The organism is Corallococcus exiguus (assembly GCF_009909105.1).
Lineage (GTDB): Bacteria > Myxococcota > Myxococcia > Myxococcales > Myxococcaceae > Corallococcus > Corallococcus exiguus.
The window spans coordinates 329,316-354,410 of record NZ_JAAAPK010000007.1 but is presented as its reverse complement, the minus strand read 5'-3'; the positions used below and the strand labels follow the sequence as shown (position 1 = coordinate 354,410).

General features: G+C 70.1%; 24 protein-coding genes. 4 read left to right on the top strand and 20 right to left on the bottom strand.

What is annotated here, in order from left to right:
* Nucleotides 1-88 precede the first annotated feature (88 nt).
* On the bottom strand, nt 89-1,318 hold the full coding sequence (locus GTZ93_RS25865) for a S8 family serine peptidase (protein WP_120575958.1): 1,230 nt from the start codon (nt 1,316-1,318) through the stop codon (nt 89-91).
* Between the two features lie 135 nt (nt 1,319-1,453).
* Here GTZ93_RS25865 and GTZ93_RS25860 point away from each other — a divergent pair, with 135 nt between their 5' ends.
* Nucleotides 1,454-2,122: an O-methyltransferase gene (locus GTZ93_RS25860; RefSeq protein WP_139920785.1), complete on the top strand. Its 669-nt coding sequence runs from the start codon at nt 1,454-1,456 to the stop codon at nt 2,120-2,122.
* Here GTZ93_RS25860 and GTZ93_RS25855 read toward each other — a convergent pair.
* The 3 genes from GTZ93_RS25855 to GTZ93_RS25845 all read right to left on the bottom strand — a co-directional run bounded on the left by GTZ93_RS25855 (nt 2,112) and on the right by GTZ93_RS25845 (nt 5,977).
* Nucleotides 2,112-3,026, bottom strand: coding sequence for a LysR family transcriptional regulator (locus tag GTZ93_RS25855; protein ID WP_120595660.1), 915 nt, complete (start codon nt 3,024-3,026; stop codon nt 2,112-2,114). The two genes, GTZ93_RS25860 and GTZ93_RS25855, sit on opposite strands and share 11 nt — an antisense overlap.
* Before the next feature lie 41 nt (nt 3,027-3,067).
* Complete coding sequence (locus GTZ93_RS25850; protein ID WP_139920787.1) at nt 3,068-3,739, bottom strand: O-methyltransferase; 672 nt, start codon at nt 3,737-3,739, stop codon at nt 3,068-3,070.
* 84 nt (nt 3,740-3,823) lie between these two features.
* Nucleotides 3,824-5,977 carry a M13 family metallopeptidase gene (locus GTZ93_RS25845; protein WP_186820063.1) on the bottom strand — a complete coding sequence of 718 codons (2,154 nt, stop codon included), beginning with the start codon at nt 5,975-5,977 and terminating at the stop codon, nt 3,824-3,826.
* Between the two features lie 187 nt (nt 5,978-6,164).
* On the opposite strand from GTZ93_RS25845, the gene GTZ93_RS25840 reads away from it, so the two are divergent.
* From GTZ93_RS25840 to GTZ93_RS25830, 3 genes are all read left to right on the top strand, one after another.
* Entirely contained in the window at nt 6,165-6,794 is a 630-nt protein-coding gene (locus GTZ93_RS25840) for a GNAT family N-acetyltransferase (protein WP_139918531.1), read from the top strand.
* 165 nt (nt 6,795-6,959) lie between these two features.
* The gene (locus GTZ93_RS25835) at nt 6,960-8,480 is read left to right on the top strand and encodes a CocE/NonD family hydrolase (protein ID WP_257979173.1); all 1,521 of its coding nucleotides are present in this window, start codon (nt 6,960-6,962) and stop codon (nt 8,478-8,480) included.
* An 86-nt stretch (nt 8,481-8,566) separates the two neighbouring features.
* On the top strand, nt 8,567-10,174 hold the full coding sequence (locus tag GTZ93_RS25830; RefSeq protein WP_139918527.1) for a hypothetical protein: 1,608 nt from the start codon (nt 8,567-8,569) through the stop codon (nt 10,172-10,174).
* A 28-nt stretch (nt 10,175-10,202) separates the two neighbouring features.
* Here GTZ93_RS25830 and GTZ93_RS25825 read toward each other — a convergent pair whose 3' ends face one another.
* The 16 genes from GTZ93_RS25825 to GTZ93_RS25750 are packed head-to-tail and all read right to left on the bottom strand — an operon-like array spanning nt 10,203 to nt 25,066.
* Nucleotides 10,203-10,634 (bottom strand): excinuclease ATPase subunit, encoded by a 432-nt coding sequence (locus tag GTZ93_RS25825; protein ID WP_139918525.1) that lies wholly within the window; start codon nt 10,632-10,634, stop codon nt 10,203-10,205.
* A 17-nt stretch (nt 10,635-10,651) separates the two neighbouring features.
* Nucleotides 10,652-11,890 carry a beta-ketoacyl-ACP synthase gene (locus tag GTZ93_RS25820; protein WP_139918523.1) on the bottom strand — a complete coding sequence of 413 codons (1,239 nt, stop codon included), beginning with the start codon at nt 11,888-11,890 and terminating at the stop codon, nt 10,652-10,654.
* The gene (gene fabG / locus GTZ93_RS25815) at nt 11,887-12,618 is read right to left on the bottom strand and encodes a 3-oxoacyl-ACP reductase FabG (RefSeq protein WP_139918521.1); all 732 of its coding nucleotides are present in this window, start codon (nt 12,616-12,618) and stop codon (nt 11,887-11,889) included. The genes GTZ93_RS25820 and fabG overlap by 4 nt, the downstream gene beginning before the upstream one ends.
* A complete protein-coding gene (locus GTZ93_RS25810; RefSeq protein WP_014398653.1) occupies nt 12,611-13,078 on the bottom strand; it encodes an ApeP family dehydratase in 468 nt (155 codons plus the stop codon). The genes fabG and GTZ93_RS25810 overlap by 8 nt, the downstream gene beginning before the upstream one ends.
* Entirely contained in the window at nt 13,075-14,256 is a 1,182-nt protein-coding gene (locus tag GTZ93_RS25805) for a beta-ketoacyl-ACP synthase (RefSeq protein WP_139918519.1), read from the bottom strand. The genes GTZ93_RS25810 and GTZ93_RS25805 overlap by 4 nt, the downstream gene beginning before the upstream one ends.
* 6 nt (nt 14,257-14,262) lie before the next feature.
* On the bottom strand, nt 14,263-14,832 hold the full coding sequence (locus GTZ93_RS25800) for a DUF3261 domain-containing protein (RefSeq protein WP_139918517.1): 570 nt from the start codon (nt 14,830-14,832) through the stop codon (nt 14,263-14,265).
* Entirely contained in the window at nt 14,820-16,049 is a 1,230-nt protein-coding gene (locus tag GTZ93_RS25795; protein ID WP_139918515.1) for an NAD(P)/FAD-dependent oxidoreductase, read from the bottom strand. The genes GTZ93_RS25800 and GTZ93_RS25795 overlap by 13 nt, the downstream gene beginning before the upstream one ends.
* On the bottom strand, nt 16,046-18,343 hold the full coding sequence (locus GTZ93_RS25790) for an MMPL family transporter (protein WP_139918513.1): 2,298 nt from the start codon (nt 18,341-18,343) through the stop codon (nt 16,046-16,048). The genes GTZ93_RS25795 and GTZ93_RS25790 overlap by 4 nt, the downstream gene beginning before the upstream one ends.
* Nucleotides 18,333-18,941 carry an outer membrane lipoprotein carrier protein LolA gene (locus GTZ93_RS25785; RefSeq protein ID WP_139918511.1) on the bottom strand — a complete coding sequence of 203 codons (609 nt, stop codon included), beginning with the start codon at nt 18,939-18,941 and terminating at the stop codon, nt 18,333-18,335. The genes GTZ93_RS25790 and GTZ93_RS25785 overlap by 11 nt, the downstream gene beginning before the upstream one ends.
* Nucleotides 18,938-19,357 (bottom strand): acyl-CoA thioesterase, encoded by a 420-nt coding sequence (locus GTZ93_RS25780; protein ID WP_120563610.1) that lies wholly within the window; start codon nt 19,355-19,357, stop codon nt 18,938-18,940. The genes GTZ93_RS25785 and GTZ93_RS25780 overlap by 4 nt, the downstream gene beginning before the upstream one ends.
* Complete coding sequence (locus tag GTZ93_RS25775) at nt 19,347-20,906, bottom strand: HAL/PAL/TAL family ammonia-lyase (protein WP_139918510.1); 1,560 nt, start codon at nt 20,904-20,906, stop codon at nt 19,347-19,349. Before GTZ93_RS25775 ends, GTZ93_RS25780 begins: the two co-directional genes overlap by 11 nt.
* On the bottom strand, nt 20,878-21,825 hold the full coding sequence (locus GTZ93_RS25770) for an LpxL/LpxP family acyltransferase (RefSeq protein ID WP_139918508.1): 948 nt from the start codon (nt 21,823-21,825) through the stop codon (nt 20,878-20,880). Before GTZ93_RS25770 ends, GTZ93_RS25775 begins: the two co-directional genes overlap by 29 nt.
* Complete coding sequence (locus GTZ93_RS25765; protein WP_121753799.1) at nt 21,822-22,559, bottom strand: glycosyltransferase family 2 protein; 738 nt, start codon at nt 22,557-22,559, stop codon at nt 21,822-21,824. Before GTZ93_RS25765 ends, GTZ93_RS25770 begins: the two co-directional genes overlap by 4 nt.
* Nucleotides 22,556-24,265 carry an AMP-binding protein gene (locus tag GTZ93_RS25760; RefSeq protein ID WP_139918506.1) on the bottom strand — a complete coding sequence of 570 codons (1,710 nt, stop codon included), beginning with the start codon at nt 24,263-24,265 and terminating at the stop codon, nt 22,556-22,558. Before GTZ93_RS25760 ends, GTZ93_RS25765 begins: the two co-directional genes overlap by 4 nt.
* The gene (locus GTZ93_RS25755) at nt 24,258-24,809 is read right to left on the bottom strand and encodes a COG4648 family protein (protein WP_120575940.1); all 552 of its coding nucleotides are present in this window, start codon (nt 24,807-24,809) and stop codon (nt 24,258-24,260) included. Before GTZ93_RS25755 ends, GTZ93_RS25760 begins: the two co-directional genes overlap by 8 nt.
* Nucleotides 24,806-25,066, bottom strand: a complete 261-nt coding sequence (locus GTZ93_RS25750) for an acyl carrier protein (RefSeq protein WP_120563604.1) — start codon at nt 25,064-25,066, stop codon at nt 24,806-24,808. Before GTZ93_RS25750 ends, GTZ93_RS25755 begins: the two co-directional genes overlap by 4 nt.
* Between the last annotated feature and the right edge of the window lie 29 nt (nt 25,067-25,095).

Sequence of the window (25,095 nt, the reverse complement as noted above, 5' to 3'; positions counted from 1 at the left end):
CGCCGGGTCCTGGAACGGCTTCCGGGCCCACACCCGCCATGGACATGGCGAGGGGGCCCGGAGGGAGGCTGCGCGGCGAAGAGGTTTTTCAGCGCGAGGCGACGGCCTGCGTCTCCGGCTTCGGCTCCAGGGTGGCCTTGGCGGCGTCGATGGCGGCCTGGATGTCCAGCTTGCCGCCGGTGATGACCTTGCCCTTGAGGTCCGGGTCCTGCTCCACCGTCTTGAGGATGAGGTCGCGCACCTGCACGGCCGTCAGGTCCGGGTTCTCCGCGAACATGCGCGCGGCGGTGGCGGCCACGGTGGGGGTGGCCATGGAGGTGCCGCTCATCTCCTCCCAGTCGTTGCCGGGCACGGTGCTGAGCACGTCCTCGCCCACGGCGGCCAGGTCCACCACCTTGTCGCCGTGCGACGAGAAGCGGGCCAGCTTGTCGTTGTTGCGGTCCATGGACGCCACGGTGAGGACGTTGGGCAGGTCCACGTTGGCCGGCATGTCCGGCACGTTGTTCATGTTGCTGCCGTTGCCGTTGGCCGTGGCCGCGAGCAGCAGGATGTCCGCGTCCGCCAGCTTCTGGATGGCGGCCTCCCAGCGCTTCTGGGACGCGGCGTCGCGGTAGGAGTCACCGAAGCTCGCGTTCGCGGCGCGGATGTTCACGCCGTGCTCGGTCTTCATCTTCACCAGGTAGTCCACCGAGCGCTCGAAGTTGGTGAGCAGGTCCGCGCCGTCGTACAGGCCGCCCACGCTGAGAATCTTCGCCTTGCCCGCGGCGATGCCGGTGTTGCCCTCGCCGTTGTCCTCGGCGGCGATGATGCCCGCCACGTGCGTGCCGTGGTCCGTGCCCTCGCCCTTGAACGGGTCGCCCTTGCCGGTGCCCACATTGAAGCCGTGGATGTCGTCCGCGATGCCGTTGCCGTCGTTGTCGATGCCGTCCCCGTCGATTTCACCGGGGTTCGTCCACATCGCGTCGTCCAGGTCGGTGTGCTTGTAGTCCACGCCACCGTCGATGACCGCGATGACCGGCTCGCCCGTGAGCTTGGGCTTGGGCTGAGACGGATCCACCGGCTTCGTGTCGGCGATCTTGTTCGCGCCCGGCTTCACCGCGACGTTGCCGCCACCGAAGGCGAAGGCCGACGCCGGCACGCTGGCGCCCGGGGTCGAGGGACGGCCCGTCGGGCGGTCCACGAAGTTGGAGGGACGCGCACCCTGGGAGTCGAAGCCGTCACGCACCGTCAGGGGCTTCGCCTTGGGCGCCTGGGCGCGCGAGGTGGCCGTGTTGGTGGTGGGGGCGATGGAGGCGGGCGACTTGCGGTTGATTTCCATGGTGTTCCTCCGAGGGGGGATGAGGAGCGGCCTACTGACTCCTACATTGTCGCATGGCGCCATTTTAAGTTTCGTCCCCAATGGTTTTTCGGCGGGGCGAGGGCGTTAGGACAGGTCCACTTCCAAGGAGGACGCATGAGCCAGGAACAGTGGACCGAGGTCGACCGCTACATCACCGACCACATGGTGGCGCCGGACGCCGCGCTGGACGCGGCACTGGAGGCGAGCGCGAAGGCGGGGCTGCCCGCCATCAACGTGGCGCCGAACCAGGGCAAGTTGCTGATGCTCCTGGCCCGGATGCACGGGGCGAAGCGCATCCTGGAGGTGGGCACGCTGGGCGGCTACAGCACGCTGTGGCTGGCGCGGGCGCTGCCTCCAGAAGGCCGCATCATCACGCTGGAGGCGGTGCCCAAGCACGCGGAGGTGGCCCGGGAGAACATCGCCCGCGCGGGCCTGTCCGACGTGGTGGAGGTGCGGCTGGGCAACGCGGTGGACACGCTCGCCCAGTTGGAGAAGGAGGGCCAGGCGCCGTTCGATCTGACCTTCATCGACGCGGACAAGGTGCGCACGGCGGAGTACTTCGCGTGGGCGCTCAAGCTGTCGCGCAAGGGCAGCGTCATCCTCACGGACAACGTCGTGCGCAAGGGTGGCGTCGTGGACGCGGACAGCACGGACGCGAACATCCAGGGCATGCGCCGCTTCTACGAGGCCGTGGCCGCGGAAGCCCGGGTGAGCGCCACCGCCGTGCAGACGGTGGGCAGCAAGGGCTACGACGGCTTCTCTCTCGCGCTCGTCACGGGGTAGCTCCGAACATGGGCCCTTCACAGAGGGCCTTCACCGTGCGCCGCAGCCAGACATGAGCGGGGTCGCGGTCGAAGCGCGGATGCCACGCCTGCGCCACGGTGACGCGGGGCAGGGGCAGCGGCACGGGGCGCGCCTTGACGGGCATCAGCCGGGCCGCCGCGCGCGCGAAGGCGCCGTTCACCGTCGTGACGGCGTCCGTCCCCGCGACGAGCGCCGCCGCGGCGAGCATGTTGGGCACCACCGCCGTCACCCGGCGCGAATGGCCATGCTGCTCCAGCACGTCGTCCAGCGGCGTGCGCAGCTTCCCCCGCCGCGAGACGCCGACGTGCTCGGCGCGCGCGAAGCGCTCCAGCGTCAGCCGTCCCCGGGCGAGCGGCGACGCACGGCCCACGAGGCACATGAAGGACTCCTCGCCCAGCCGCTGCACGCGGATCTCCGGCCCCAGCGCGCCCTGCACGCCGATGTCCAGGTCCACCTCGCCGTCGCGCAGGGACTCCACGTCCTCCAGCCCCTCCGCCACGAAGCGCAGCGTCAGGCCGGGAGCCTCGGCGCGGGCCCTTTGGTGGAGCGTGGTTCCGAGGAGCGGGATGACGCCGTCGTTCACCCGCAGCGTCAGCGTGCGCGTCAGTTGCTCCGGCGCGGTGGGCGTGCCGGGCGCGAGCAGCGCGGTGGCGTCCCGCACCACGGCGCGCACCTTCTCCTGGAGCGCCAGGGCCCGGGGCGTGGGAACCAGGCCGCGCCCCGCGCGCACCAGCACCGGGTCGCCCAATGCAGTCCGGATGCGGGTGAGCGTGCGGCTCATGGCCGGCGCGCTCAAACCCAGCCGGTCCGCGGCGCGCGCCACGCTGCCCTCGCGAAGGAGGGCGTCGAGCGCCACGAGCAGGTTCAGGTCCAGGTCCGCCATCGGGCCATCCTAGCCTCGGGCCGCCTCCAAGCCTCGGGCCGTCAGGCAGCGCGCACGGCGAAGAGGCAGTCGTCGTCCTCCCAGGGCAGGGGGATGGTGACGTAGCCGTGCTCCGGCCGCGACAGGTGCGCCGCGAACTCCGGGCTCATCTTCACGTTGTCCGCGACCAGGATGGCGCCGGGCCCGAGCTTCGGCTCCAGGAGCCGCAGGAGCGGCAGGTAGAGCGGCTTCGCGCCGTCGAGGAGCACCAGGTCCACGCCGTCCGGCACGTCCGTGCGCAGTGTCTCCAGCGCGTCGCCCACGCGGAACTCCACCAGGTCCACGAGCCCCGCCTTCGTGAGGTTCTCCGTCGCCCGGCGGACCTTGGAGGCTTCGTACTCCGTGGTGATGAGCTTGCCGCCGCCGTTGTCACGCAGCGCCGCCGCCAGGTGCACCGTGGAGATGCCGAAGGACGTGCCGAACTCCACCACCGTGCGAGCGCGGCGCGCGCGGGCGAGCGCGTAGAGCAGGCGGCCCAGTTCCTGGGACACGGGCAGGTAGGCCTCCGCGACGCTCGCGTAGAAGGCGCGCGGGTCGCGGTCCAGCCGGGCCCTGCGTTCGTCCGCGGGAAGGGCGCTGAAGGGCGCGAGCACGGCGGCGTCCGTCTTCCGCGCGTCCGCGAAGAGGTGCGTGAGCAGCGAGGCGACAGGGGGCGAATGAAGGGTCGTGGTCATGCCCTCACCGTGCGCCCGCGCTGCTTCCAGCACCAGTGCACCGGACGCACGGCCTTCGTGCGCCCGGTGCAGGTGGGAAGCGGACTACCAGACCTTCACGCGCTGCTCCGGCGTCAGGTAGAGACCCTGGCCCGGCTTCACGTCGAACGCGGGGTACCACGCGTCCAGGTTGCGCACGGTGGCCGCGCGGAACATGCCGGGCGAGTGGCCATCCGTCACGAGCAGCCGGCGCAGCAGCGGCTCACGGAACTTGTTGCGCCACACCTGCGCGAAGCCCAGGAAGAAGCGCTGCTCGCCCGTGAAGCCGTCCAGCGTGGGCGCGGGCTTGCCCTCCAGGGACATCACGTAGGCGTCATGGGCGATGGAGACGCCCGCCACGTCGGCGATGTTCTCGCCCAGCGTCAGCTCGCCGTTCACGTTCATGTCCGGCAGGGGCTTGTACGCGTTGTACTGCGCGGCCAGCGCCTTGCCCGCGGCCTTGAACTGCTCCAGGTCCTTGGGCGTCCACCAGTTGGCCAGCTTGCCCTTCGCGTCGAACTGCGCGCCCACGTCGTCGAAGCTGTGGACGATTTCGTGGCCGATGACGGAGCCGATGCCGCCGTAGTTCACGGCCGGGTCCGCGTTCGGGTCGAAGAACGGAGGCTGGAGGATGGCGGCCGGGAAGATGATGGAGTTCTGCTGCGGCGAGTTGAGCGCGTTGACCTCCTGGGGCGTCATGAACCACTCCATGCGGTTCACGGGCTTGCCCAGCTTGGCCAGGTTGCGCTGGTGCTCGAAGAGCTCCGCGCGCTCCGCGTTGCCGAAGGCATCTCCCTTCACGATCTCCAGGCCGGAGTAGTCACGCCAGGTGTCCGGGTGGCCAATGCCCACCTGCACCGTGCCCAGCTTCTCCTTGGCGCGGGCCTTGGTCTCCGGCGACATCCACTCGAGCGCGTCGATGTGACGGCCGAGCGCGGCCAGGATGTTGCGCACCATCAGGTCCGCCTCTGCCTTGGCGGCGGGCGGGAAGTGCTTCGCCACGTAGCGCTTTCCCACCGCTTCACCCATGGCGAAGTTGGAGAAGTTCACGCCGCGCTTCCAGCGGTCGCTCAGCTGCTGCGCGCCGGAGAGCGTCTTCCCGCTGAAGTCGAAGCCCGCGTCCACGAAGGCCTTCGACAGGTACGGGGTTCCCTGCTGGATGGCATGGAAGGCCAGGTAGTCCTTCCACGTCTGCAGGGGCTCGCTGCCCACCAGCTTCGCGATGCCGGTGATGGCGGACGGCTGCCAGACGATGAAGTCCTTCTGGGCCGCGAGGCCGGCGCTCGCGAAGTACGCGGCCCAGTCCATGCCGGGCGCCTTCTTCGCGAAGTCCGCCTGCTTCCAGGGGTTGTTCACCTTCTCCACGTCCTGCGTGTCCTGCGCGGACCAGTGGATCTTCGCGATCTTCATCTCCAGGCCGAAGATGGCGCGGGCCTTCGCTTCCGCGTCGGGGATGCCGGCGTTCTTCAGCTGGGTCGCGATGTGCTGCTGATACTTCTCCCGCACCTCTTTGAAGCGCGGCGTGTCCTTCAGATAGAAGTCGCGGTCCGGCAGGCCCAGGCCGCCCTGGAGGATGTAGGCGGCGTAGCGGCTGGGGTCGTTCAGGTCCTCCGCCACCCAGAGGCCCAGGAGGCGATCCGTGGTGGCCTTCCCGGTGTTGAGCGGATCCACGTCGCTGCGCATCGTGGTGCCCAGCAGCGAGGCCAGGCCCTTGCGGTTGGCCACGGCGGCGATGCGATCCATCTCCGGCTTGAGCGGCGTGGCGCCCTTGGCCTCGATGGCGGCCTCGTCCATGAAGCTGGCGTAGAAGTCACCCAGCTTGCGCTCCTCGCTGCCGGCGGGGGCGTCCGACTTCCCGGCGGCCTCCAGCAGGTCGCGCGTCTGCTTCGTGGCGTCCTCGGCCAGGCGCGTGAACATGCCGAAGGAGGAGCGGTCCGGGGGAATCTCCGAGGTGTCCGCCCACTTGCCGTTGACGTAGCGGTAGAAGTCGTCGCCCGGAGCGACGGTCGTGTCCATGCCCGGAGTGTCGATACCGAAGCTCCCGAAGTGCGGCTTGGGAGCGGCGGGGGCGGCCGGAGCCGGAGCCGGGGTGGCGGCGGCCTGGGCCGGCGGGGACTTCTCCGCGGGCGAGGTGGAGGCGCACGCGGTGATGAGCGCGGAAGCGCAGACGCCGAGCGTCATGCGCGCGGCGCCAAACGGCGGTCTGGAACGGAACGACATGGAGGCTCCTGGATGTTGCCCGTACGGGGTGGCGCACTCTGGCGCACACGGGCGCGTCCCCAACAGCGCAAATGGCGGTTTCATCCCAGCCATTGCGTTCTGGACGTCCGGGGACGATGGCGCGGTGCGGTGTCCCACGGGCATCGAGTTCTGATTACGGTCAGGGATTGAGCCATCCGGAGGGCCCATGACTTCCACCGCGTTTCGTCCCGCATACACGGTCCAGACCGCGCGCACCGTGCTCCGTTGCTGGTCACCGGCGGATGCGCCGCTGGCGCTGCGAGCCATCGAAGCCAACCTGGAACACCTGCGTCCCTGGATGGAGTGGGCGAAGCGCTATCCCATGAGCGTCGCGCAGCAGGCCGGTCAGCTGCGCCGCATGCGCGGGCTCTTCGACCTGGGGCAGGACTGTGCCTACGGCGTGCTCAGCCGCGACGGCTCCGAGGTTCTCGGCGGCACGGGCCTGCACCCACGGGTGGGCGAGGGCGCCCTGGAGATCGGCTACTGGATTTCAGCCAGTCACACGGGCCGGGGGCTCGCGACGGAAATCGCCGGGGCGCTCACCCGCGTCGCCTTCGAAGTGGAGGGTGTGCGCCGGGTGGAGATCCACTGCGACCCTCGCAACGTCCGCAGCGCGGCGGTCGCCCGGAGGCTGGGTTTCGTTCACGAAGGCACGTTGAGACAGCGGCTCGTCGCACCCGACGGCGCGCTCCGTGACACGATGATCTGGACCCTGCTCGTCGAGGAGTACGCCGCCAGCCCCGCCGCCGCGACCGTCGTCGAGGCCTTCGACGTGCTGGGGCAGAAGCTGCTCTGAGATAACAAACAACGCGCTTGGTTTGGAATTCTGCTTATTCTTGTCTGCGTATTGACTCGGGAATCAACGGGTCTCAATATGGCCGCGCTTCACTCCCCAGCCGCCCCCTGAGGTGTCTCAATGACTTTGAAACTCCCTGCGTGGTGCAAGCATTTGCCAGTGGTCATGTTGTTCCTGTTGCTGCCGCTCACGGGCCTGGCCCTGCCGACCACCGGCTTCCGGTTCGTCGACATCCCCGGCAGCGACGGCACCATTCTCAAGGCGAACTACATCGCGCCCACGACGCCGGGTCCGCATCCGGCCGTGGTCTTCATCTCGAGCTGGGGACTCAACGACCTGGAGTACCTGGCCCAGGCCAACGCGATGGCGCAGAAGGGCTACGTGGCGTTGTCCTATACGCCGCGCGGCTTCTGGGCCTCCGGCGGTGGCATTGATACCGCTGGACCGGCGGACATCGCGGACACGTCGCGAGTCATTGATTGGATGCTCGCCAACACGACCGCGAATCCCTCTCGCATCGGGCTCGCGGGTGTTTCGTATGGCGCGGGCATCTCGCTCATCGCCTCCGGCTTCGACTCGCGCGTGAAGGCGGTGGCGGCGCTCTCCGGCTGGTCGGACCTGGTGGCGTCGCTGTTCGGCGGAGAGACGCGGCGCCCGCAGGCGGTGGCGCTGCTGAACCTCGCCGCGACGCTGCTGGGCCGTCCCAGCCCCGAGTTGAGCACCACCATCAACGACTACTTCGCCAACCGGAACATCGAGTCCATCAAGGCCTGGGGCCGCGTGCGCTCGGCGGCCACGTACATCAGTCAGATCAACGCCAACAAGCCCGCCATCCTGATGGCCAATGCGTACGGCGACAGCCTCTTCCCGCCCAACCAGCTCGTGTCGTTCTACGGCCAGCTGGCGGGCCCCAAGCGGCTGGAGTTCGCGCCGGGCGACCACGCCGTCGTGGAGGCCACAGGCCTGTTGGGCCTGCCCAACGGTGTCTGGACCAGCGTGACGCGCTGGATGGACCAGTACGTCGCGGGCGTGGACACCGGCATCTCCCGTGAGGCGCCCGTCGTGCTGCGCACCTACGACGGCGACACGGAGGGCTATGCGTCCTGGGCCCAGGTCTCCAAGGGCACGCAGCGCTTCGGCCTGGGCGCCATCCGCGTCCTGGATGGCACCGGCACCCTGGGCGGCACGCCGTCGTCGAGCGGCTCGCGGACCGTCTGGTCCGGCTTCGACACGAACGCCGACGCGGGTGTGGCGCTGCTGACCAACGGGCTCCAGGCGCTGACCGGCATTCCGCCCGTGGTCTGGCTGCCGGGCGTCAACCGCCTCAACGCCGGAGTCTGGACGTCGTCCCTCACCACGAGCGGCGTCGCCATCCGGGGCACGGCCAGCCTGCGCCTGCGCGTCACGCCCTCCACCGCGTCGGGCACGGTCGTCGCCTACCTGTACGACCTCCTGGGCGACTTCGGCGGGCTCATCACCCACGTGCCCCTCTCGTGGAAGAACGCGACGCCGGGCGTGCCGCTCGACCTGGACCTGACGTTCCCGGCCACCGCGTACGACGTCCCCGTGCTGCACCGGCTGGCGCTCGTCGTGGACACGGAGGACCCGCTCTACCTGGACGCCAACACCACCGGCGCGACGCTGTCGCTCGGCGGGCCGTCCTGGTTGGACCTGCCGACGCGCTGACCACCGCGTGATGGGGACGGAGGGCGCTTCCGGGCGCCCTCCGTCGTTCCAGGGGGACTGTCGGTGTGTTAACGCTCCCGGCGCCCATGGGAACCGCCGTCACGGAACGCACCCGCGTCGCCCTGCTTGTCCTCGCTGGCGGCGTGCTGGCCCTGTTGCTGTCGCACCATCCCGCCATCCTGTCCGGGCTGCGCCTCGTACAGGGTGACGAGGGCGACGTGCGCTTCAACCACTACGTCCTGGAGCACGGCTGGCGCTTCGTGACCGGCGACCCGGCGCACGCGCGCTTCTGGGATCCGCCGATGTTCTACCCGGAGCTCAACGTCGCCGCGTACTCCGACGTACTCCTGGGCGTGGCCCCGTTCTACTGGCTGTGGCGCGCGCTGGGCCTTGGCGCGGACCTGTCGTGGCAGGCGTGGTCGCTCACCATGGCGGCGCTCAACTACGCCGCGGCGGTGTGGCTGCTGCGGCGAGGCTTTGGCCTGCGCGTCTTTCCCGCCGTGGTGGGCGCGGTGCTCTTCACGGCCGGCGCGCCGCGCATCAACCAGCTCAACCATCCGCAGCTGGAAGGACAGTTCTTCGCGCTCATCGCCGTGGGCGCGGTCATCGCGCTGACGCGGCCGGAGACGGACCGGCGGCGTGGGATGGCCTGGTCCGCGCTACTGGTGGGCGCGTTCGTGGCCCAGCTCTACGCGGGCTTCTACTGGGGCTGGTTCCTCTTCTTCTTCCTGCTGCTGGCGTTCATCGCCGGGCTCGTCTTCCGGGACACGCGCGGTCCGCTGCTGACGGCGCTGCGCCGCCACCTCCCGGCGCTCGCGGGCTTCGGAGTCTTGGGGCTGGCGCTGCTCGCGCCGCTCGTCCTGCACTCACGTCAGGCCATTGGCACGGTGGGGCTGCGCACCTTCGCGGAAGTCTCGCCCATGGTGCCGCGCTTCTGGAGCTGGTTCTTCGTGGGCCAGGACAGCTGGCTGTACGGGTGGACGAACGGCTTCTCCAAGTTCCAGCGCATGCCCGTGGCGTGGGAGCACCGCCTGGGCTTCGGCTTCGTCACCCCGGTGCTGGCTGCCATCGGCCTGTGGCAGGCGCGCTCACGGCCCGCGGTGCGACTGCTGCTCGTCGTGGCGGTGGCCACCGTGGTGCTCGCATCGCGCTACACCGGCGGCTACACGCCCTGGTGGCTCGTCTTCCACGGCGTGCCCGGTGCGGCGGCCATCCGGGCCCTGGCCCGCATTGGCATGTGGCTGCTGGTGCCCGCGGCCGTGGGGCTGGCCCTGTACCTCCAGCGGCAGTGGGACTCCGGACGCGCGGCGCTGGCGGTGGGCCTGGGCGCGCTGTGCCTCCTGGAGCAGGGACTCGCCAGTCCCGCCTATGACCGGCACGAAGCCCGCGCGGACGTGGAGGCGGTGGCCGCGCGCATCGCACCGGGCTGCGCGACCTTCTTCTACGCGCCGACGTCCGGCGAGGCCCAGGAGTGGAAGTACCAGTTGGACGCCGTGTGGGCGTCCGGCGAGCACGGCGTGCCCACGGTGAATGGCTACTCGGGCAACTACCCGCAGGGCTGGAAGCTCCAGGACAACCGTCGCTTCAACGCGGAGGCCTCGGCGCGCATCGACCGCGACCTGGAGGACTGGATGCGCTCGCGGAACCTGGCGCCCGGGAGCGTCTGCCGCATCGAGGTGCCCGCGCGGCGGTAGGACCCACCGCGCGGAACAGCCTGCGGGACTACCTGGCGATGGTGGCGTAGTCGCCCTTGAGCGCGACGCCGGTGACGAAGCTGCCGGCGTGGCACTCGATTTCGGTGGCGCTCTTGAACTCCACCTTCTTGTAGTAGCTGACGACGTTGACCACCGCGTTGGCGCCGTTCTTCTTCGCGCCCTCCTGCAGGGCGATGATCGCGGAGAGGGCGGCCCACTTGCAGGCGTAGTCGTCCGACTTGCCCACGCCGTTGGTCTTCTTGTTCGAGGTGTCGCTGCCCAGCGTCTTCAGCACGTTGGGCGTCTTCGCGCCCGCCATGAAGAACTTCACCGAGCCGTCCAGCTTCTGCTTGGCCTCGGGCAGGGCCATCACGTCCGCCAGCTTCACCTTCGTCACGGTGTCGCGCGCCAGGGCGGGGCTCGCGGCGGTCAGAGCCAGCAACAGGAGGGCTTTCTTCATGGCGGTGTCTCCAGGCATCAAGGCCAGCGGCGGAAGATCAACGATGTGTTGATGCCACCGAAGGCGAAGTTGTTGCTCATCACCAGGTCCGTCTGCAACGCACGTCCCTCACCCACGACATAGTCCAGGGGCGCGCACTTCGGATCCACTGAGTCCGCGGTCAGGTGCAGCGTGGGCGCGAACCAGTCCGAGCGCATCATCTGGATGGTCATCCACGCCTCCAGCGCGCCGCAGGCCCCCAGCGTGTGGCCCATGTAGCTCTTGAGGCTGGAGATGGCGACCTTCTCCCCGAAGACGCTCTTCGTCGCCGCGCTCTCCGCCACGTCGCCCGTGTCCGTCGCCGTGCCGTGCGCGTTGACGTAGGGGATGGCGGAAGCAGGCACGCCCGCGTCCTCCAGCGCCAGCCGCATGGCCTCCGCCATGGTGTCCGCGTTGGGCTGAGTCACGTGGCGGCCATCGCTGTTGGTGCCGTACCCCAACAGCTCCGCGTGGATGGTGGCTCCGCGAGCCTTCGCGTGCTCCAGCTCCTCCAGCACCAGCGTGCACGCGCCCTCGCCCAGCACCAGCCCGTCGCGCTCGGCGTGGAAGGGGCGGGGGGACTGGTGCGGCGCTTCGTTGTGCTTGGTGCTGGTGGCGAAGAGGGTGTCGAACACCGCCGCGCCCGTGGCGTCCAGCTCCTCCGCGCCGCCCGCGAGCATCGCCACCTGGCGGCCCAACTTGATGGCTTCATACGCGTAGCCGATGCCCTGGCTGCCGGAGGTGCATGCGCTGGACGTGGTGATGATGCGCCCGGTGACGCCGAAGAAGACGCCGATGTTCACCGCCGCCGTATGGGACATCATCCGCAGGTACGTCGTCGCGGTGATGCCCTCCGTCGTCTTGTGGGTGATCATCTTTCCGAAGTCGCCCATGTTCTCCGGCGTCCCCGCGGAGGAGCCGTAGGCAATGCCCATCTTCCCGCTCTTCACCAGGGGGCTGCCCAACAGGCCCGCGTCCTGGAGCGCCAGCTCGCTGGCCCGCGTCGCCATCAGCGCCACGCGGCCCATGGTGCGCGTCGTCTTGCGCGAGTACGCGGACGGCGGCAGCTCGAAGGGCAGGGCGGGCGCGCCCAGCCGCGTGTTCAGACCTTCGTAGGCCTTCCAGGGCTCCATCACCTGGACGGCGTTCTGGCGCGCATGCAGCCGCGCCTCGACCGTCTTCCAGTCATGGCCCAGGGGGCTCAGCGCACCGACTCCGGTGACGACTACGCGCTTCATCCGATCATCCCCCCGTTCACCGAAATCACCTGCCGCGTGATGTAGGCCGCGTCCTCGGACATGAGGAAGGCCACCGCGGCGGCGACCTCCTCGGGCTTGCCCATTCGGCGGGCGGGAATGATTTTGAGCGCCTCCTCCAGGACCTCCGGAGGCACCATCTCCGTGTCGATGAGGCCCGGCGCCACGCAGTTGACGGTGATGTCGCGCTTGGCCAGCTCCACCGCCAGCGCCTTCGTCGCGCCGATGATGCCCGCCTTGGCGGCGCTGTAGTTCACCTGGCCCCGGTTGCCCATGAGCCCGGACACGGACGACAGCGTGACGATGCGGCCCGGCTTCTTGCGGCGCACCAGGGGCATCGTGAGCGGGTTGAGCACGTTGTAGAACGCGTCCAGGTTGGTGTGGATGACGCCGTCCCACTCTTCCGCCGTCATCGCGGGGAAGGCGTTGTCGCGAGCGATGCCCGCGTTGCACACCACGCCGTAGTAGCAGCCGTGGGCCTCCACGTCCGAAAGCAGCGCGGCCTGCGTGGCGGCGCGGTCCGCCACGTCGAACTGGAGCACGCGGGACTCGCGGCCGGCCTCACGGACCTGGGCGGCCACCGCGTCCGCCTCCTCGCGCTTGCTGCGGCAGTGCACCACGACGTCGTAGCCGTCGCGGGCCAGGCGCAGCGCGATGGCGCGGCCGATGCCCCGGCTGGAGCCCGTCACCAGCACCGTCTTGTCACCCATCTGTGTTGCCCCTTCCCAGGTCCTGCCCCGGTTGCGGCTCGTAGACCGTCAGCGCCGCCGTGGCCACCTGCTCCGTCCCGATGCGCAAGGTGCAGTCGAACTGGCCCAGCCCGTTGTCCGCGGAGAACTGGCGGTGGACCTCGATGCGCAGGGTTTCGCCCAGCTTGAAGGTGGGGCGGCTGCACTCGTAGCGGCGCGTGCCCAGCAGGAAGCCCACCCGGGGCGTGCCGCCGCGCTTGCGCGCATGCCACCCGGCCCACGCGGCCACGGCCTGCGCCATGTACTCGATGCCCACCCAGCCGCCCACGACTCCGTCCGCGTAGAAGAGGCTGTCCTCGCGCACGGTGACCTCCGCGAGCAGCGAGTCCGCGTCGCCTTCCAGGACGCGGTCGAGCAGCCGCATGCGCCCCTGATGGGGCACCAGCTCCTCGACGGGCTGATCAATCACGATGCGCATCATGCGCGCTCCAGCACGAGGGCGGCGTTGCTGCCCCCGAAGGCGAACGAATTGCTCAGCACGCTCTTCACCGGGCGCCCCAGCGACTCCCCCGGCTTCACCAGCGACAGCGCCGGCAGCGAATCGTCCACGGCCCCGTCCCAGAAGTGCCCGGGCAGTTTGCCGTGCGGGTTGTCCACCAGCGTGAGGAACGCGAAGGCCGCCTCCAGCGCGCCCGCGGCCCCCAGCGTGTGGCCGGTGAGCGGCTTGGTGGAGCTGGCCTTCACGCCCGGCCCCAGCAGCGCGTGCACGGCGCGGGTCTCCATGGCGTCGTTCTGCGGCGTGGCGGTGCCGTGCAGGTTCACGTAGTCCACCTGCTCCGGCGAAAGCCCCGCGCGCTTCAGGGCCTCCTGGATGGCGGCCATGGCGCCCTTGCCGCCGGGCTCGGGCGCGGAGATGTGATGCGCGTCCGAGGACTCGCCCCATCCGGACAGGCGCACCGGCCCCGGCTCGCGCGTCATCAGGAACAGCGCCGCCGCTTCGCCGATGTTGATGCCATGGCGGTGGGCGCTCATCGGGTTGCAGCGCTCCTCGCTCACGGAGTCCAGCGAGCGGAAGCCCGCCACGGTGAAGCCGCACAGCGAATCCACGCCGCCCGTCAGCACCGCGTCCACGGTGCCCGTGCGCAGCATCCGTGCCGCGCTGGCCAGGGCCTTGGCGCTGGAGGAGCACGCGGTGGAGATGACATATGCGGGGCCCCGGGTGCCCAGCACGTGCGAGAGCGCCAGCGCTGGGGAGCCCAGCTCCTGCTGCTGCAGATGGAAGCGGGGCGGCAGCTCGCCCGTGGCCAGGTGGCCGGCGATGGCTGACTCGCTTTCACCGATGCCGGAGGTGCTGGTGCCCATCACCACCGCCACGCGCGAGGGACCGAAGCGGGCCACGGCCGCGTCAATCTCGGCGCGCACCTGCTCCAATGCCGTGAGCAGGAGCGCGTTGTTGCGGCTGTGCTGCGAAGGGGGCAGGGCGTCCTGCGCCGCGAGCGGTGCGGTGACGACGCCCAGGTGCAGCGGACGGTCCGCGTACCCGGCATGCGAGGCGACGCCGGAGACGGTGTCCGCGAACAGCGCCCGGGCCACCTCCTGCTTCCCGGAGCCCAATGCGCAGACGAGGCCCAGTTGGTTGAGGAAGACAGGAGGAGGCATGGGCTGTCACTCGTCCGCGACGTGCGATTCGATGGTGAGCTGGTAGTGCTCGGAGTGGTTGGTGAGCTGCGTGCGCCCTTCCCAGCGCGGGGTGCCATCGTAGCGCACCGACACCCATTCCCTGCCGTTCTTCGACAGGGTCCGCTGTCCCGGTCCGTCCTCCAGCGTCCAGCCCGCGGGCAGGGCGGCGCGCACGGCGTCGGCCGGCCAGTAGACGAGCTGCACGTCCCGGATGACGAGCGCGGAGTTGAACTGGGCGGGCAGGCGGGGGTCCCGCTCCTCGTCCAGGTGGCTGCCGTCCCAGCGCAGCGTGAGGATGCGGTGCCCCATGGCCAACCCGGCCAGCTGCATCTGGGCCGGGTCCACCTCCAGGAGGGCCTCCAGGGAGCGGGGGCCTCCGGGGTCCTGCTCGTGCGCGAAGACCAGCTGCTGCGCCAGGCTCACGGACGCCCCGAGGGCGGCGGGAGCCAGGCGCAGCTCCGGCAACGGCTCGCCAGGAGCGGCGGGCCGGGGCCGGGGCGTGCTGGTGCAGGCCACCAGCCCCGCGACGAGCAGGGCGGTGACTACGCCGCGCACAGCGCCTCGAGGACGGTCAGGCGCCGCTTGCTGTCCGCCACGTAGGGGTTGTTCTTGTCCCACGCGTAGCCCGCGAGGATGGCGGAGATCATCCGGCGCACGTCTTCCGACGGGTTCGGGTGGAAGATGATGTCCTGGAAGCCGCCCTCGTACCAGGACTCCACGAAGGTGCGGAAGGTGTCCACGCCGGCCTTGAGCGGCTTCGCGTAGTCGTTCTCCCAGTCCACCTTCTCCCCCGCGAACTCCCGGGCGATACAGGCGGAGGCGAGGCTCGCGGACTTGAAGGCGATGGTGACGCCCGAGGAGAACACGGGGTCCAGGAACTCGCCCGCGTTGCCCAACAGCGCGAAGCCCGGGCCCCACAGCGACTTCACGTTGGCCGCGTAGCCGGTGAGCTTGCGCGCGGGCGTGTCCCAGACGGCGTCCTTCAGGAGGTTCTGCAGCGACGGCGCCTCCTTCACGATGGCCTGGAGCCGCTCCGTGTCCGTGCCGGTGTACTGGTCCAGGAACTCCTTCTTCGCGACCACGCCCAGCGAGCAGCGGCCGTCGGAGAAGGGGATGGTCCAGTACCAGACGTGCACGTGCTCCGGGTGCGTCGTGACGCGGATCTTGTTCCGGTCGAAGGTGCCGAGCGGAACGTTGTCCACCACGTGCGTGAAGATGGCGCCGCGCACGGGGAAGTTCGACGGCGTCTCCAGGTTCAACATGCGCGGCAGCACGCGGCCGAAGCCGCTCGCGTCCAGGAGGAAGCGCGCCTTCACCTGGTACGTCTCGCCTTCAGGGGAGCGCGCCGTCACCACCGGCTGCCCGCTGGAGAAGTCCACGGTCAGCACCTCGTGGCGGAAGCGCACGGTGGCGCCCTTCTTCTCCGCGGCCTTGGCCAGGATCTCGTCGAAGCGGGCGCGCTGCACCTGGTAGGTGGTGCCCCAGCCGGGGCTGAACTTGTCGCGGAAGTCGAAGTCCGTGTACCTGCCGGCGCGCTCGAAGGCCGCGCCGTTCTTGTACTGGAAGCCGGCCTGCACCACGTCCTGGAGGAAGCCCGCCTCCTCGATGTACTCCATGCTCTGCGGCAGCAGGCTCTCGCCAATGGAGAAGCGCGGGAACTGCTCGCGCTCCAGCACGAGGACGTCACGGCCCTGCTTGCGAAGAAGACCCGCCGCGACGGAGCCCGCGGGGCCCGCGCCGATGATGAGGATGTCCGCAGTTTCAGTTTTCAATGTGTGGCTTTCCCGGGTGGTAGTCGGAAACAAGGGGTGAGGATCCAGATGGTGACCTCGCCGAGCAGCATGGCGAGGCCGAACGAGCGCAGCGCGGGCGTGGCGGAGAGGCCCAACAGCCCGAAGGAGAGGAGCGTGCTTACGCCGGCCAACGCCACCGCGAGCCACGCGGAGCCGTCACCGGGGTGCTCCAAAAGGAAGATGCCGTAGTCCACGCCCATGCCCAGCAGCAGCACCAGCCCCAGCACGGTGAACAGCTGCAGCGGCGCGCCCGCCCACCCGAAGATGGCGAGCGTCAGCAGCGTGCCCAGCACGGAGGGAACCCACGCGCGCCACGCCTGGCGCCCGAAGCGAGCCACCAACGTGAGCAACACCGCGAAGTAACCCGCGACGATGAGCCCGCCCATGATGCGGCGGTAGCGGCTGAGCAGGCCGGAAATCTCCGCCGTCTTGTCCACCCAGCGGACGCCCTCCAGGCCCTGGGCCACCTCTTCCAGACGGGGCAGCACCTTGGGGTCGTTGAGGCCGCGCAGCATGAGGACGCTGTATTGCGCCTTGCCCAGCGTCCCCAGCCACTGCTGCCGGATGACCGCCGCGGCGGGCCCGGCGAGGAATTGCTTGGGCGTGAGCGGCTCCGGGGAGAACGCGGCACGCGTGGGGGCTTCACCCGTGGATTCGCTGACGGCGGCGACCGCATGGGCCTCCGCGCGGGCGCTCAGGGCCGAGTCCTCGCGCTGCTGTGCTTCGGACGGAAGCCAATCAGACACGGCGCGGTAGCCTGCGAACACCTTCTCCGAGACCAGCGCGTCCAGCTTCGTCTTCAGCACGGCCTCGCGCGCGAGCACCTGTTCGTCGTTGTCTCCCTGCACCAGGAAGAACTGCGCCGGGCTGGGTAGTCCCAGCAGGCGTCCCAGTTCACGCTGATCCGAGATGAGGTTCGCGGGTGCGCCCTGCAGCTGGCGCAGGTCGTCCCGGGGCTCCAGCTTCCAGATGCCCACGGCCACGAGCACCGTGACGACCGCGCCGGACAGCCACCACGCCGGGGTGGACGCAATGCGCGGCCAGCGGGTGATGGACGCGGAGAAGCGCTCCGCGAAGGGCGTGATGGGCAGGGCGCCCGTGTCCAGCGAGGGGAACCAGCACACCACGGTGAGGAACGCGGCGGTGAGGCCCGCGGCGGAGAACACCGCCATCTGCCGCAGGCCCGGGAAGGGCGCCACGCCCAGCGCCAGGTATGCCACCACGCTGGTGACGAGCGCGAGCACCATGCCGGGCAGCAGCGCGCGCATCACCGGACCGCGCTCCGAAGGGGCCTTGCCCTGGCGCGCGGCGAAGTAGTGGAAGCCGTAGTCCTCCGCCACGCCCACCAGGCTGGAGCCGAAGACGAGCGTGAGCAGGTGCACCCGGTCGAACACCAGCGCGGTGACCGTGAGCGCCACCGCGCAGCCCAGCGTGAGCGACACGCCCACGAGGAGGATGGGCCGCAGCGAGCGGAAGGTGAGCCATACGAGGATGAGCACCGCCGCCAGCGACCCGAAGCCGATGGTGGACATCTCCCAGCTCGCCTGCGCCGCGGCGGCCTCCGCGTACAGCGGCACGCCCGCGGCCACCAGCCGTCCGCCGGGCACCGAGGCCTCCACCTTCGCGCGCGCCCGCTCCACCGTGGCGGTGACGCGCGAGCCGTCTCCCAGCGCGAAGGCGGACACCTTGCTCTTCCACATGAGGAGCACCCACTCGCGCTCCTCGCCGGACAGCCACATCCGTCCGTCGCGGGGCCGGGCGGACGTCTCCGCCGCGCGGGCCTGCCACCAGTCCTGCCACAGGCCCAGCGGATCCGCGTTCCAGTCCGTCAGCTGCGCGCCCGCGGGCTGATACAGCTTCATCAGCGCCGTGCCGCCCAGCTCCTCCGGCGTTGCGTGCGCCAGCCACTTGCGCTGCGCGGGCGTGAGCAACCGGTCGCGATAGGGACGGTAGAAGTCCACCGCCTGCTCCAGCGTGGAGGTGTCCACCACCGCCGGCTCCAGCAGGTCCGAGGACTCCGTGAGCACGCGCGTGGCCTCGTCCGCGGCCTTCTGCGCGGACGGCCAGTCCTTGGCGCCCACCAGCAGCACGAGCTGCCGTCCGGCTTCGTCCGCGAGCTTGCGCGTGGCGGCGTCCACCTCCGGCGCCTGCTCGTCCTCCGGCAGGAGCGCGAGCACGTCCGTGTCCAGGCTCGCGGAACGCCAGAACTGCACCTGGTGAATGCCCACGGCGAGCACCACCAGCGCCCACAGGATGGCCAGCTTATTTGCCAAGGCGTTCCGCTTCCGTGGCGTCGGGAGGAGGCGTCTGCGCGAGCTGCTCGAACGTGATGACGCTGCTGTCGCCGCGCGTCTCGTCCAACTGCACCTGCCGCACGTACCCGTCACCCTCCAGGTGGATGTGCTTGAAGACGCGCGCGAGCCCCGCGTCCGTGGGCGTCAAATCCAGCTTCCAGCCCTTGTCGCCGACCAGCGCGCCCTCGACCGTGAAGCGCTTCTGGAGCGCCGCGACGTCGCCCGACAAGAGCGCGAAGAGCAGCTCGTTCACCGCCGCCAGCGCGGGCTCCTTGGTGGAGTCCAGGTGATAGGCCGCGCCGCCCGTGGCCTGCTGCGCGCTCAGCGACTTGCGCGTGAGCGTCAGCGTGGAGGCGAACGGCGTGCGCGTGTTCCAGAGCACGCCCTGGTCGCGGGCGAGGAGGAAGTCTCCCTTGGACACGAGCGGCTTCTTGAAGCCCTGCACGGTCTTCTTCTGTTCGAACTGGCCGCGCACCAGCGGCGCGTCCACCAGGCGCGCGCGCACGTCCTTCACCAGGTCCGCGGCGTGGGCGCTCAGGGACAGCAGCGACAGCATCAACACGAGGAAGGGCTTCATCCCGGCCACACTCCCAGCTTCTTCCAGAGGACTTCCGGGCAGACGTATTCCATCTCGCCCGTCTTCAAGGACACCGCGACCTGGATGGTGTGGGCCTGGTTCACCTTGCGCCCGGTGTCCGCGTCGCGCAGCAGGTAGTCGAAGCGCAGCCGGTTCTCCCACTCGGTGATTTCGGCGCGCACGATGATGCGCTGCTTGTAGGAGATGGGGGAGACGTACTTGAGCTTCATCTCCACCACGGGCCAGCCGTACCCGGACTCGCGCATCTGCGGCCAGTCGTAGTCGTGCTTGCGCAGGATGACGGCGCGCGCCAGCTCCAGGTACTTCACGTAGTGGCCGTGCCAGACGATCTCCATCATGTCGAGATCGTGGAACGCCGGGTCGATCTCCAGCTCGCAGCTCAGGTCAGGCTTCATGCAGCCTCCACTCCCGACGGCGGATGGCGGTGATAAGGCCCTGCAGCTCACCGTCCAGCGCCCGGTCCTCCACCAGCAAGGGGATGCGTGCTTCCAGGTCCGCGTGCATCGCGGCCAGGGCGGGGCCGGGCTTCGCGTCCGCGTCAATCCGCTGACGCAGGGTGACGCCCTGGCGCGCCGCGATGAGCATGGCCGCGACGACCTGCTCCGTCAGCTCCAGCACGCGCAGGCAGTCGCGCGCGGCGATGGTGCCCATGCTCACCTTGTCCTGGTTGTGGCACTCGGTGGAGCGGGAGAAGACGGACGCGGGCATGGTCTGCTTCAGCGCTTCCGCGGTCCACGCGGAGACGCTGATCTGCGCCGCCTTGAGGCCGTGGTTGATGGCCGCGCGGGCGCCGGTGGACGCGGAGAGGTTCGCGGGCAGCCCGTGGTTGAAGCGCGGGTCCACCAGCAGCGCCAGCTGACGGTCCAGCAGGTCCGCCACGTTGGCCACCGCGGTCTTCAGCCCGTCCATGGCGAAGGCGATGTGGCCGCCGTAGAAGTGGCCGCCGTGCAGCACCCGCTCCCCGTCCGGGTCGATGAGCGGGTTGTCGTTGGCGCTGTTCAGCTCGTTCTCGATGAGCGTGCGGAAGTACGGCAGCGCGTCCTCCAGCACGCCGATGACGTGCGGCGCGCACCGCAGCGAGTACCGGTCCTGGAGCCGCTGCTCGTTGCGCGGCGGCCGGTCCGTGACCAGGTCCGCGCGCAGCCGGGCCGCCACGCGCTGCTGGCCCGCGTGGGGCTTCGCCGCGAAGAGCGTCTCGTCGTAGTGGTGCGCGTTGCCAGCGCTCGCCAGCACGTTGAAGGCAGTCAGGCGCGTGGCGAGCCGGGACACGTACTCCGCCCGCTCCCACGCCAGGCACGCCAGGGCCGTCATCACGGCGGTGCCGTTCATGATGGCCAGGCCTTCCTTCGGCCGCAGCTTGAGGGGCGCGATGCCCAGCTCCTTCAGCACTTGCGCCGCGGGCTTGCGCTCGCCCCGGTGCCACACGTCGCGCTCGCCGCAGAGCACCGCCGCCACGTAGGACAGGGGCGTCAGGTCGCCGGATGCGCCCACGGAGCCTTCCGCGGGAATCATGGGCAGCACGTCGTGTTGGAGCAGCAGCTCCAACTGGGTGAGCAGCGGCACGCCCACGCCGGAGAAGCCTTGCGACAGCGACGCCAGCCGAGTGGCCAGCACCGCGCGCGTCTCTTCCGGGGTGAGGAACCGGCCCGCGCCGATGCCGTGGTACGTGTAGAGGTGGTGCGGCAGCTCCGCGACGAGCGCGGGCGGGATGGACACCGTGACGGAGTCGCCGTAGCCGGTGGTGACGCCGTAGATGACGCCGTCCTCCGCCAGCAGCCGGTCCAGGAACGCGGCGCCCTTGGCGATGCGCTGGCGGAAGGCCGGGGCCGTGCCCAGCTCCGCGGGGCGCTCGCGGCGCGACAGGGCGCTCACGTCCTCGAGCGTCAGCCGTCCGCCGTCGAAGCGGACCGGGGTGTCAGAAAGTGGGGGGCTTCGCGGAGACATGCACCTGATCCCAGAAGGGAAAGAAGTTGAACCAGTCGTAGGGCGCGCGCTGGAGGAGCGCCGTCACCCGGGCTGCGTAGTGCTGCGCGCAGTCGGTGAGCGCCTGCTCGCGCTTGCCCCGAGGCAGCACGACGCGCTCGAAGAGGCGCTCGAAGTGGATGGTGTAGCCCTTGCCCTCATGGATGCAGCCCAGCAGGTAGAGCGGACACTTGAGCAGCGCCGCCAGTACGTAGGGGCCCACCGGAAATGGCGCCGGGTGGCCGAGGAAGTCGACGCTCACGGTCTGGGCGGAATTCACCGGGATGCGGTCGCCCGCGATGACCACGAACTCTCCGGCCTCCACGCGCTCGTTCAGCGCGACCGCGGTGGCCGGGCCCATGTCCGTGACCTCCATCAGCCGGAAGTCGTTCTCCGGGTTGAGCCGCTTGAGCAGGCGGTTGAACTGCTCCGCGTGCAGCGTGTGCACCAGGATGTTGAGCTTCACCTCGCCCCGGCGCTCCGCCATGGTGCGGCACAGCTCCAGGCAGCCCATGTGCGCGGTGACGATGATGCCGCCCTTGCCGGACTTCGCCGCCTCGTAGAGCTCCTCGCGGCCTTCGGTGCGGACGCTCTCGAAGCGGTAGCGCCCGCTCACCGCGAGCAGCTTGTCCAGCATGGTCTCCGCGAACATCAGCACGTGACGCACACTGTCGCGCCAGTGGGGCTCGTGCCCCAGGGCCCCGGTCGCGGTCTGCATCCGCTTCAGGTACTGGCGCGACGAGTGCTGCAGCACCGGCCGCCGGAGCCAGTTCACCAGCACCACCGGGTAGAGGCAGACGCGGAAGGGCCAGCGCCCCAGCAGCCGGTGGACCCAGTAGAGGATCCAGATGCCAGCCACGAAGGTGGTTTCCCCCATCTCCGCCCAGTGGCGGGACTTCATTTCGCCACCTTGTTCCAGAGGAGCACGGGCAGCCGCACCAACATCCCGAAGAAGAGCCGGGCGTGCATGCCGGAGATGCGCACGTTGTCCCAGAGCACGTCGAAGTGGGAGATGCCGTCGGTGGGGTAGCGCACCTGGGTGGGCTGGTTGAGGATGCGCATGCCGCGCCAGAACAGGCGCACCAGCACCTCCACGTCGAAGTCCATCCGCTTGCCGATCTTCACCGAGTCGATGAGCGCCACGGTGGGCTGCAGCGGATACACGCGGAAGCCGCACATGGAATCGCGGATGGCGAACGACAGCGTGTTGATCCACACCCAGATGTGCGTGGCGTAGCGGCCGTACAGCCGGCCCTTGGGCACGGACTCGTCATAGACGGGCGTGCCGCACACCATCATGTCCGGCTGCGCCTTCGCCAGCTCCAGGAAGCGCGGGATGTCGTTGGCGTTGTGCTGGCCGTCCGCGTCGATTTGCAGCGCGTGGCTGTAGCCCCGGGAGAGGGCCGCGCGCAGGCCCGCCATCATCGCGCCGCCCTTGCCCTCGTTCTGGGGCAGGCGGACCACCTCCACGTGCTCGCTGTCCTCGCGCGCCAGGCCGTCCAGCACCGCCGCGCAGCCGGGCTCGCTGCCGTCGTCCACCAGCACGCAGGGCAGCCCGTGGCTGCGCACCGCCTTCACCACCGCGCCCACGGCCTCGCCGTGGTTGTAGACCGGAATCACCGCGCAGACCTTCATCCTGCCCCTCCCCCCAACACGATGCGGCCGCTCGCGTGCGAGCCCGCGGCCGACGTCAACTTGAACCCCAGCCGCCCGGACTCCTTCGCCCAGGTGAGCTCCAGCGACAGCAGCGTGCCGGGTGGAATGACCTGCTGGAACTTCAGCGTCTCGATGCGGAGGAAGTCCGGCGGCAGCGCGAAGTGCTCGCGGCCCAGCAGCAGTGACCACTCCACCTGCACGACGCCGGGCAGGATGGGCGAGCCCGGGAAGTGCCCTTCGAAGTAGGGCGAATTCGCGGGGACCTCCACCGCCAGCAGCACGCGCTCGTCGCAGCGCTCCAGCACGCGGAACGGGGGACGCTTCGGGTCGAAGAGCGCGGTGAGCGCCGCCTCGGTGGATTTGCCCTGGGAGTTGACCGGCATGGCCTCCAGATACCGGAACCGGCGCGGCAAGGCACTGGACTCGAAATGCGGGGCCAACTTCTCGCGCAGCGCCTGGCTCAGGGACCGCCTGCCCCCCGACTCCTGGAGCCGCCAGCCTTCCGCGTCCGGAACTCCCACCACCGCCAGAATCACCCGGTGGCCTTCCGTGAGGGGCAGCACCCGGGCCTCGCGCAACAGGCCCCCGGCCACCAGGGTCCGCTCCATGGCGGAGAGCGACACGCGCTTCTCCTCCAGCTTGAGCAGCCGGTCGCGGCGCCCCAACAGCTCGAAGCCGCCGGGCACGGGCCGCGCGCGGTCCTCCGTGGTGAACCACTCGCCCGGGGGCAGGTCCAGGTGGGGGGATTGGACGCGGAGCGCGTCGTCTTCCGCGCGCACCTCCACGCCCGGCATCGTGCGCCAGGACGCGCTGTCGTCCGTGTCGCGCCTGCGCCATGCGACGCCGCCCGTCTCCGAGCTGCCGTAGACCTCCACCGGCGCCCGGCCCAAGAGGTCGCGGCAGGCCTGGAGCGCTTCGGGGGTGAGCGGCCCGCCGGAGGAGAACAGCCCGCGCAGGTTCCCGCGCACGGCCGCCCAGTCCAGCGTGGCCGGCAAGCGCTTCAGGTGCGCGGGGCTCGCCACCAACAGGCCGGGGCCGGTCTGGAGCGCGGCCAGGATGTCCTCCGGATAGGGCAGGGCATTCGCATCGAACGGGCGTCCGGACGTCAGCGGCCACAGCACCCGGAACAGCAGTCCGTAGATGTGCTGGTGAGACACGGTGGCCAGCACCGGCACGTCCCCCACGGCCTCGTCGAACAGCCGGCCCAGCGTGGCCACCTCGCTGGACAGCTGCGACAGGCGCTTGGGGATGGCGGTGGGCTCTCCGCTGGAGCCCGACGTGTAGACGACCAGCGCGGCGAGCCCGGGTGACAATGCCTGGAACGCGGCGGCGGTCCCGTCCTCGTTCATCGCGGGCGCGAGCGGCCCCTGTCCCTGGGGGGCCCGGCCCGCGAAGCCGTCCACGTGGGCCTTCAGCGCGTCCAGCGTGGCGGGGCGCGCGTCCGCGGGCAGGTAGATGCACACCCCCGCGTGCCAGGCGCCCAGGAGCGCGGCGGCGAACTCGAAGGTGTCCTCGGTGAAGAGGGCGTAGCGCTGGCCTCCGTGCGCCGCGAAGGCCGAGCGCCAGCCGGCGACCCGGGCGCGGAACGCACCGAAGTCCCGCACGCCGTCCTCGCTCCGGGCCACGGGGTGCCCGGCGGGACGGCCGTGGACGAGGAGGGTTTCGAGCGCGAGCGGCTCAGCCATGGGCGTGCCGTGCGCGCACCCGCTGCCGCACCACCCACTCGCCCGCGAACAGCAGGCCCATGAGGCCGTAGGCGATGAGGCCGTTGTAGAGCGCCCAGGTCGCGTCGCTCGCGAAGAGCGCCGTGGTGAGCGCGAGCGCGCCGTTGAGGACGAAGAAGCCGCACCACACCTGCGTCACCCGGCGCGTGTACGCCACGCCCGACGGTGGCAGGTCCTTCTCCCGAAGCCGCGCCAGTCGCTCAATCACGCTGGGTGGATACACCAGGCTGGTGAGGAATACGGTGAGGAGCACCGCGTTCACCAGCACCGGGTAGAGCTTCAGGGGCAGGGCGTTGTTGCCCAGCATGCTGGAGCCCGCGAGCACCAGGGCGCCCACCGCGGCCGCGAGCCACATCTTCTCCCGCGTGGCCACCGCGCGCACCACCGCCATGGCCGCCAGGGGCAGCGCCATCCAGCGGGGCTCGAAGTGGCCCAGGCCCAGATAGACGAGCGGGGGGTAGGCGAGGCTCAAGAGCCCCAACAGCACCGGACGCAGACGTTTCACGCCGCGGCGGAGTCGCTGCCGAGCAGACCGTACAGCGCGTCCACCACGTCCTGGATGGTCCGCACGGAGCGGAAGACTTCCGGCGGAACGCGCTGGCCCGTCACCGGCTTCAGGCGCACCAGCAGGTCGATGGCGTCGATGCTGTCGATGTCGAGGTCGTCGTGCAGACGCGCCTCCGGGACGATGCGGGACGGCTCGATGTCGAAGGTTTCCTGGAGGATGGCGCTCAGGCGCTCGAACAGCTCGTGCTTGGTCATGGGGTGAGTCCTCGCTTTGGTTTTGACGG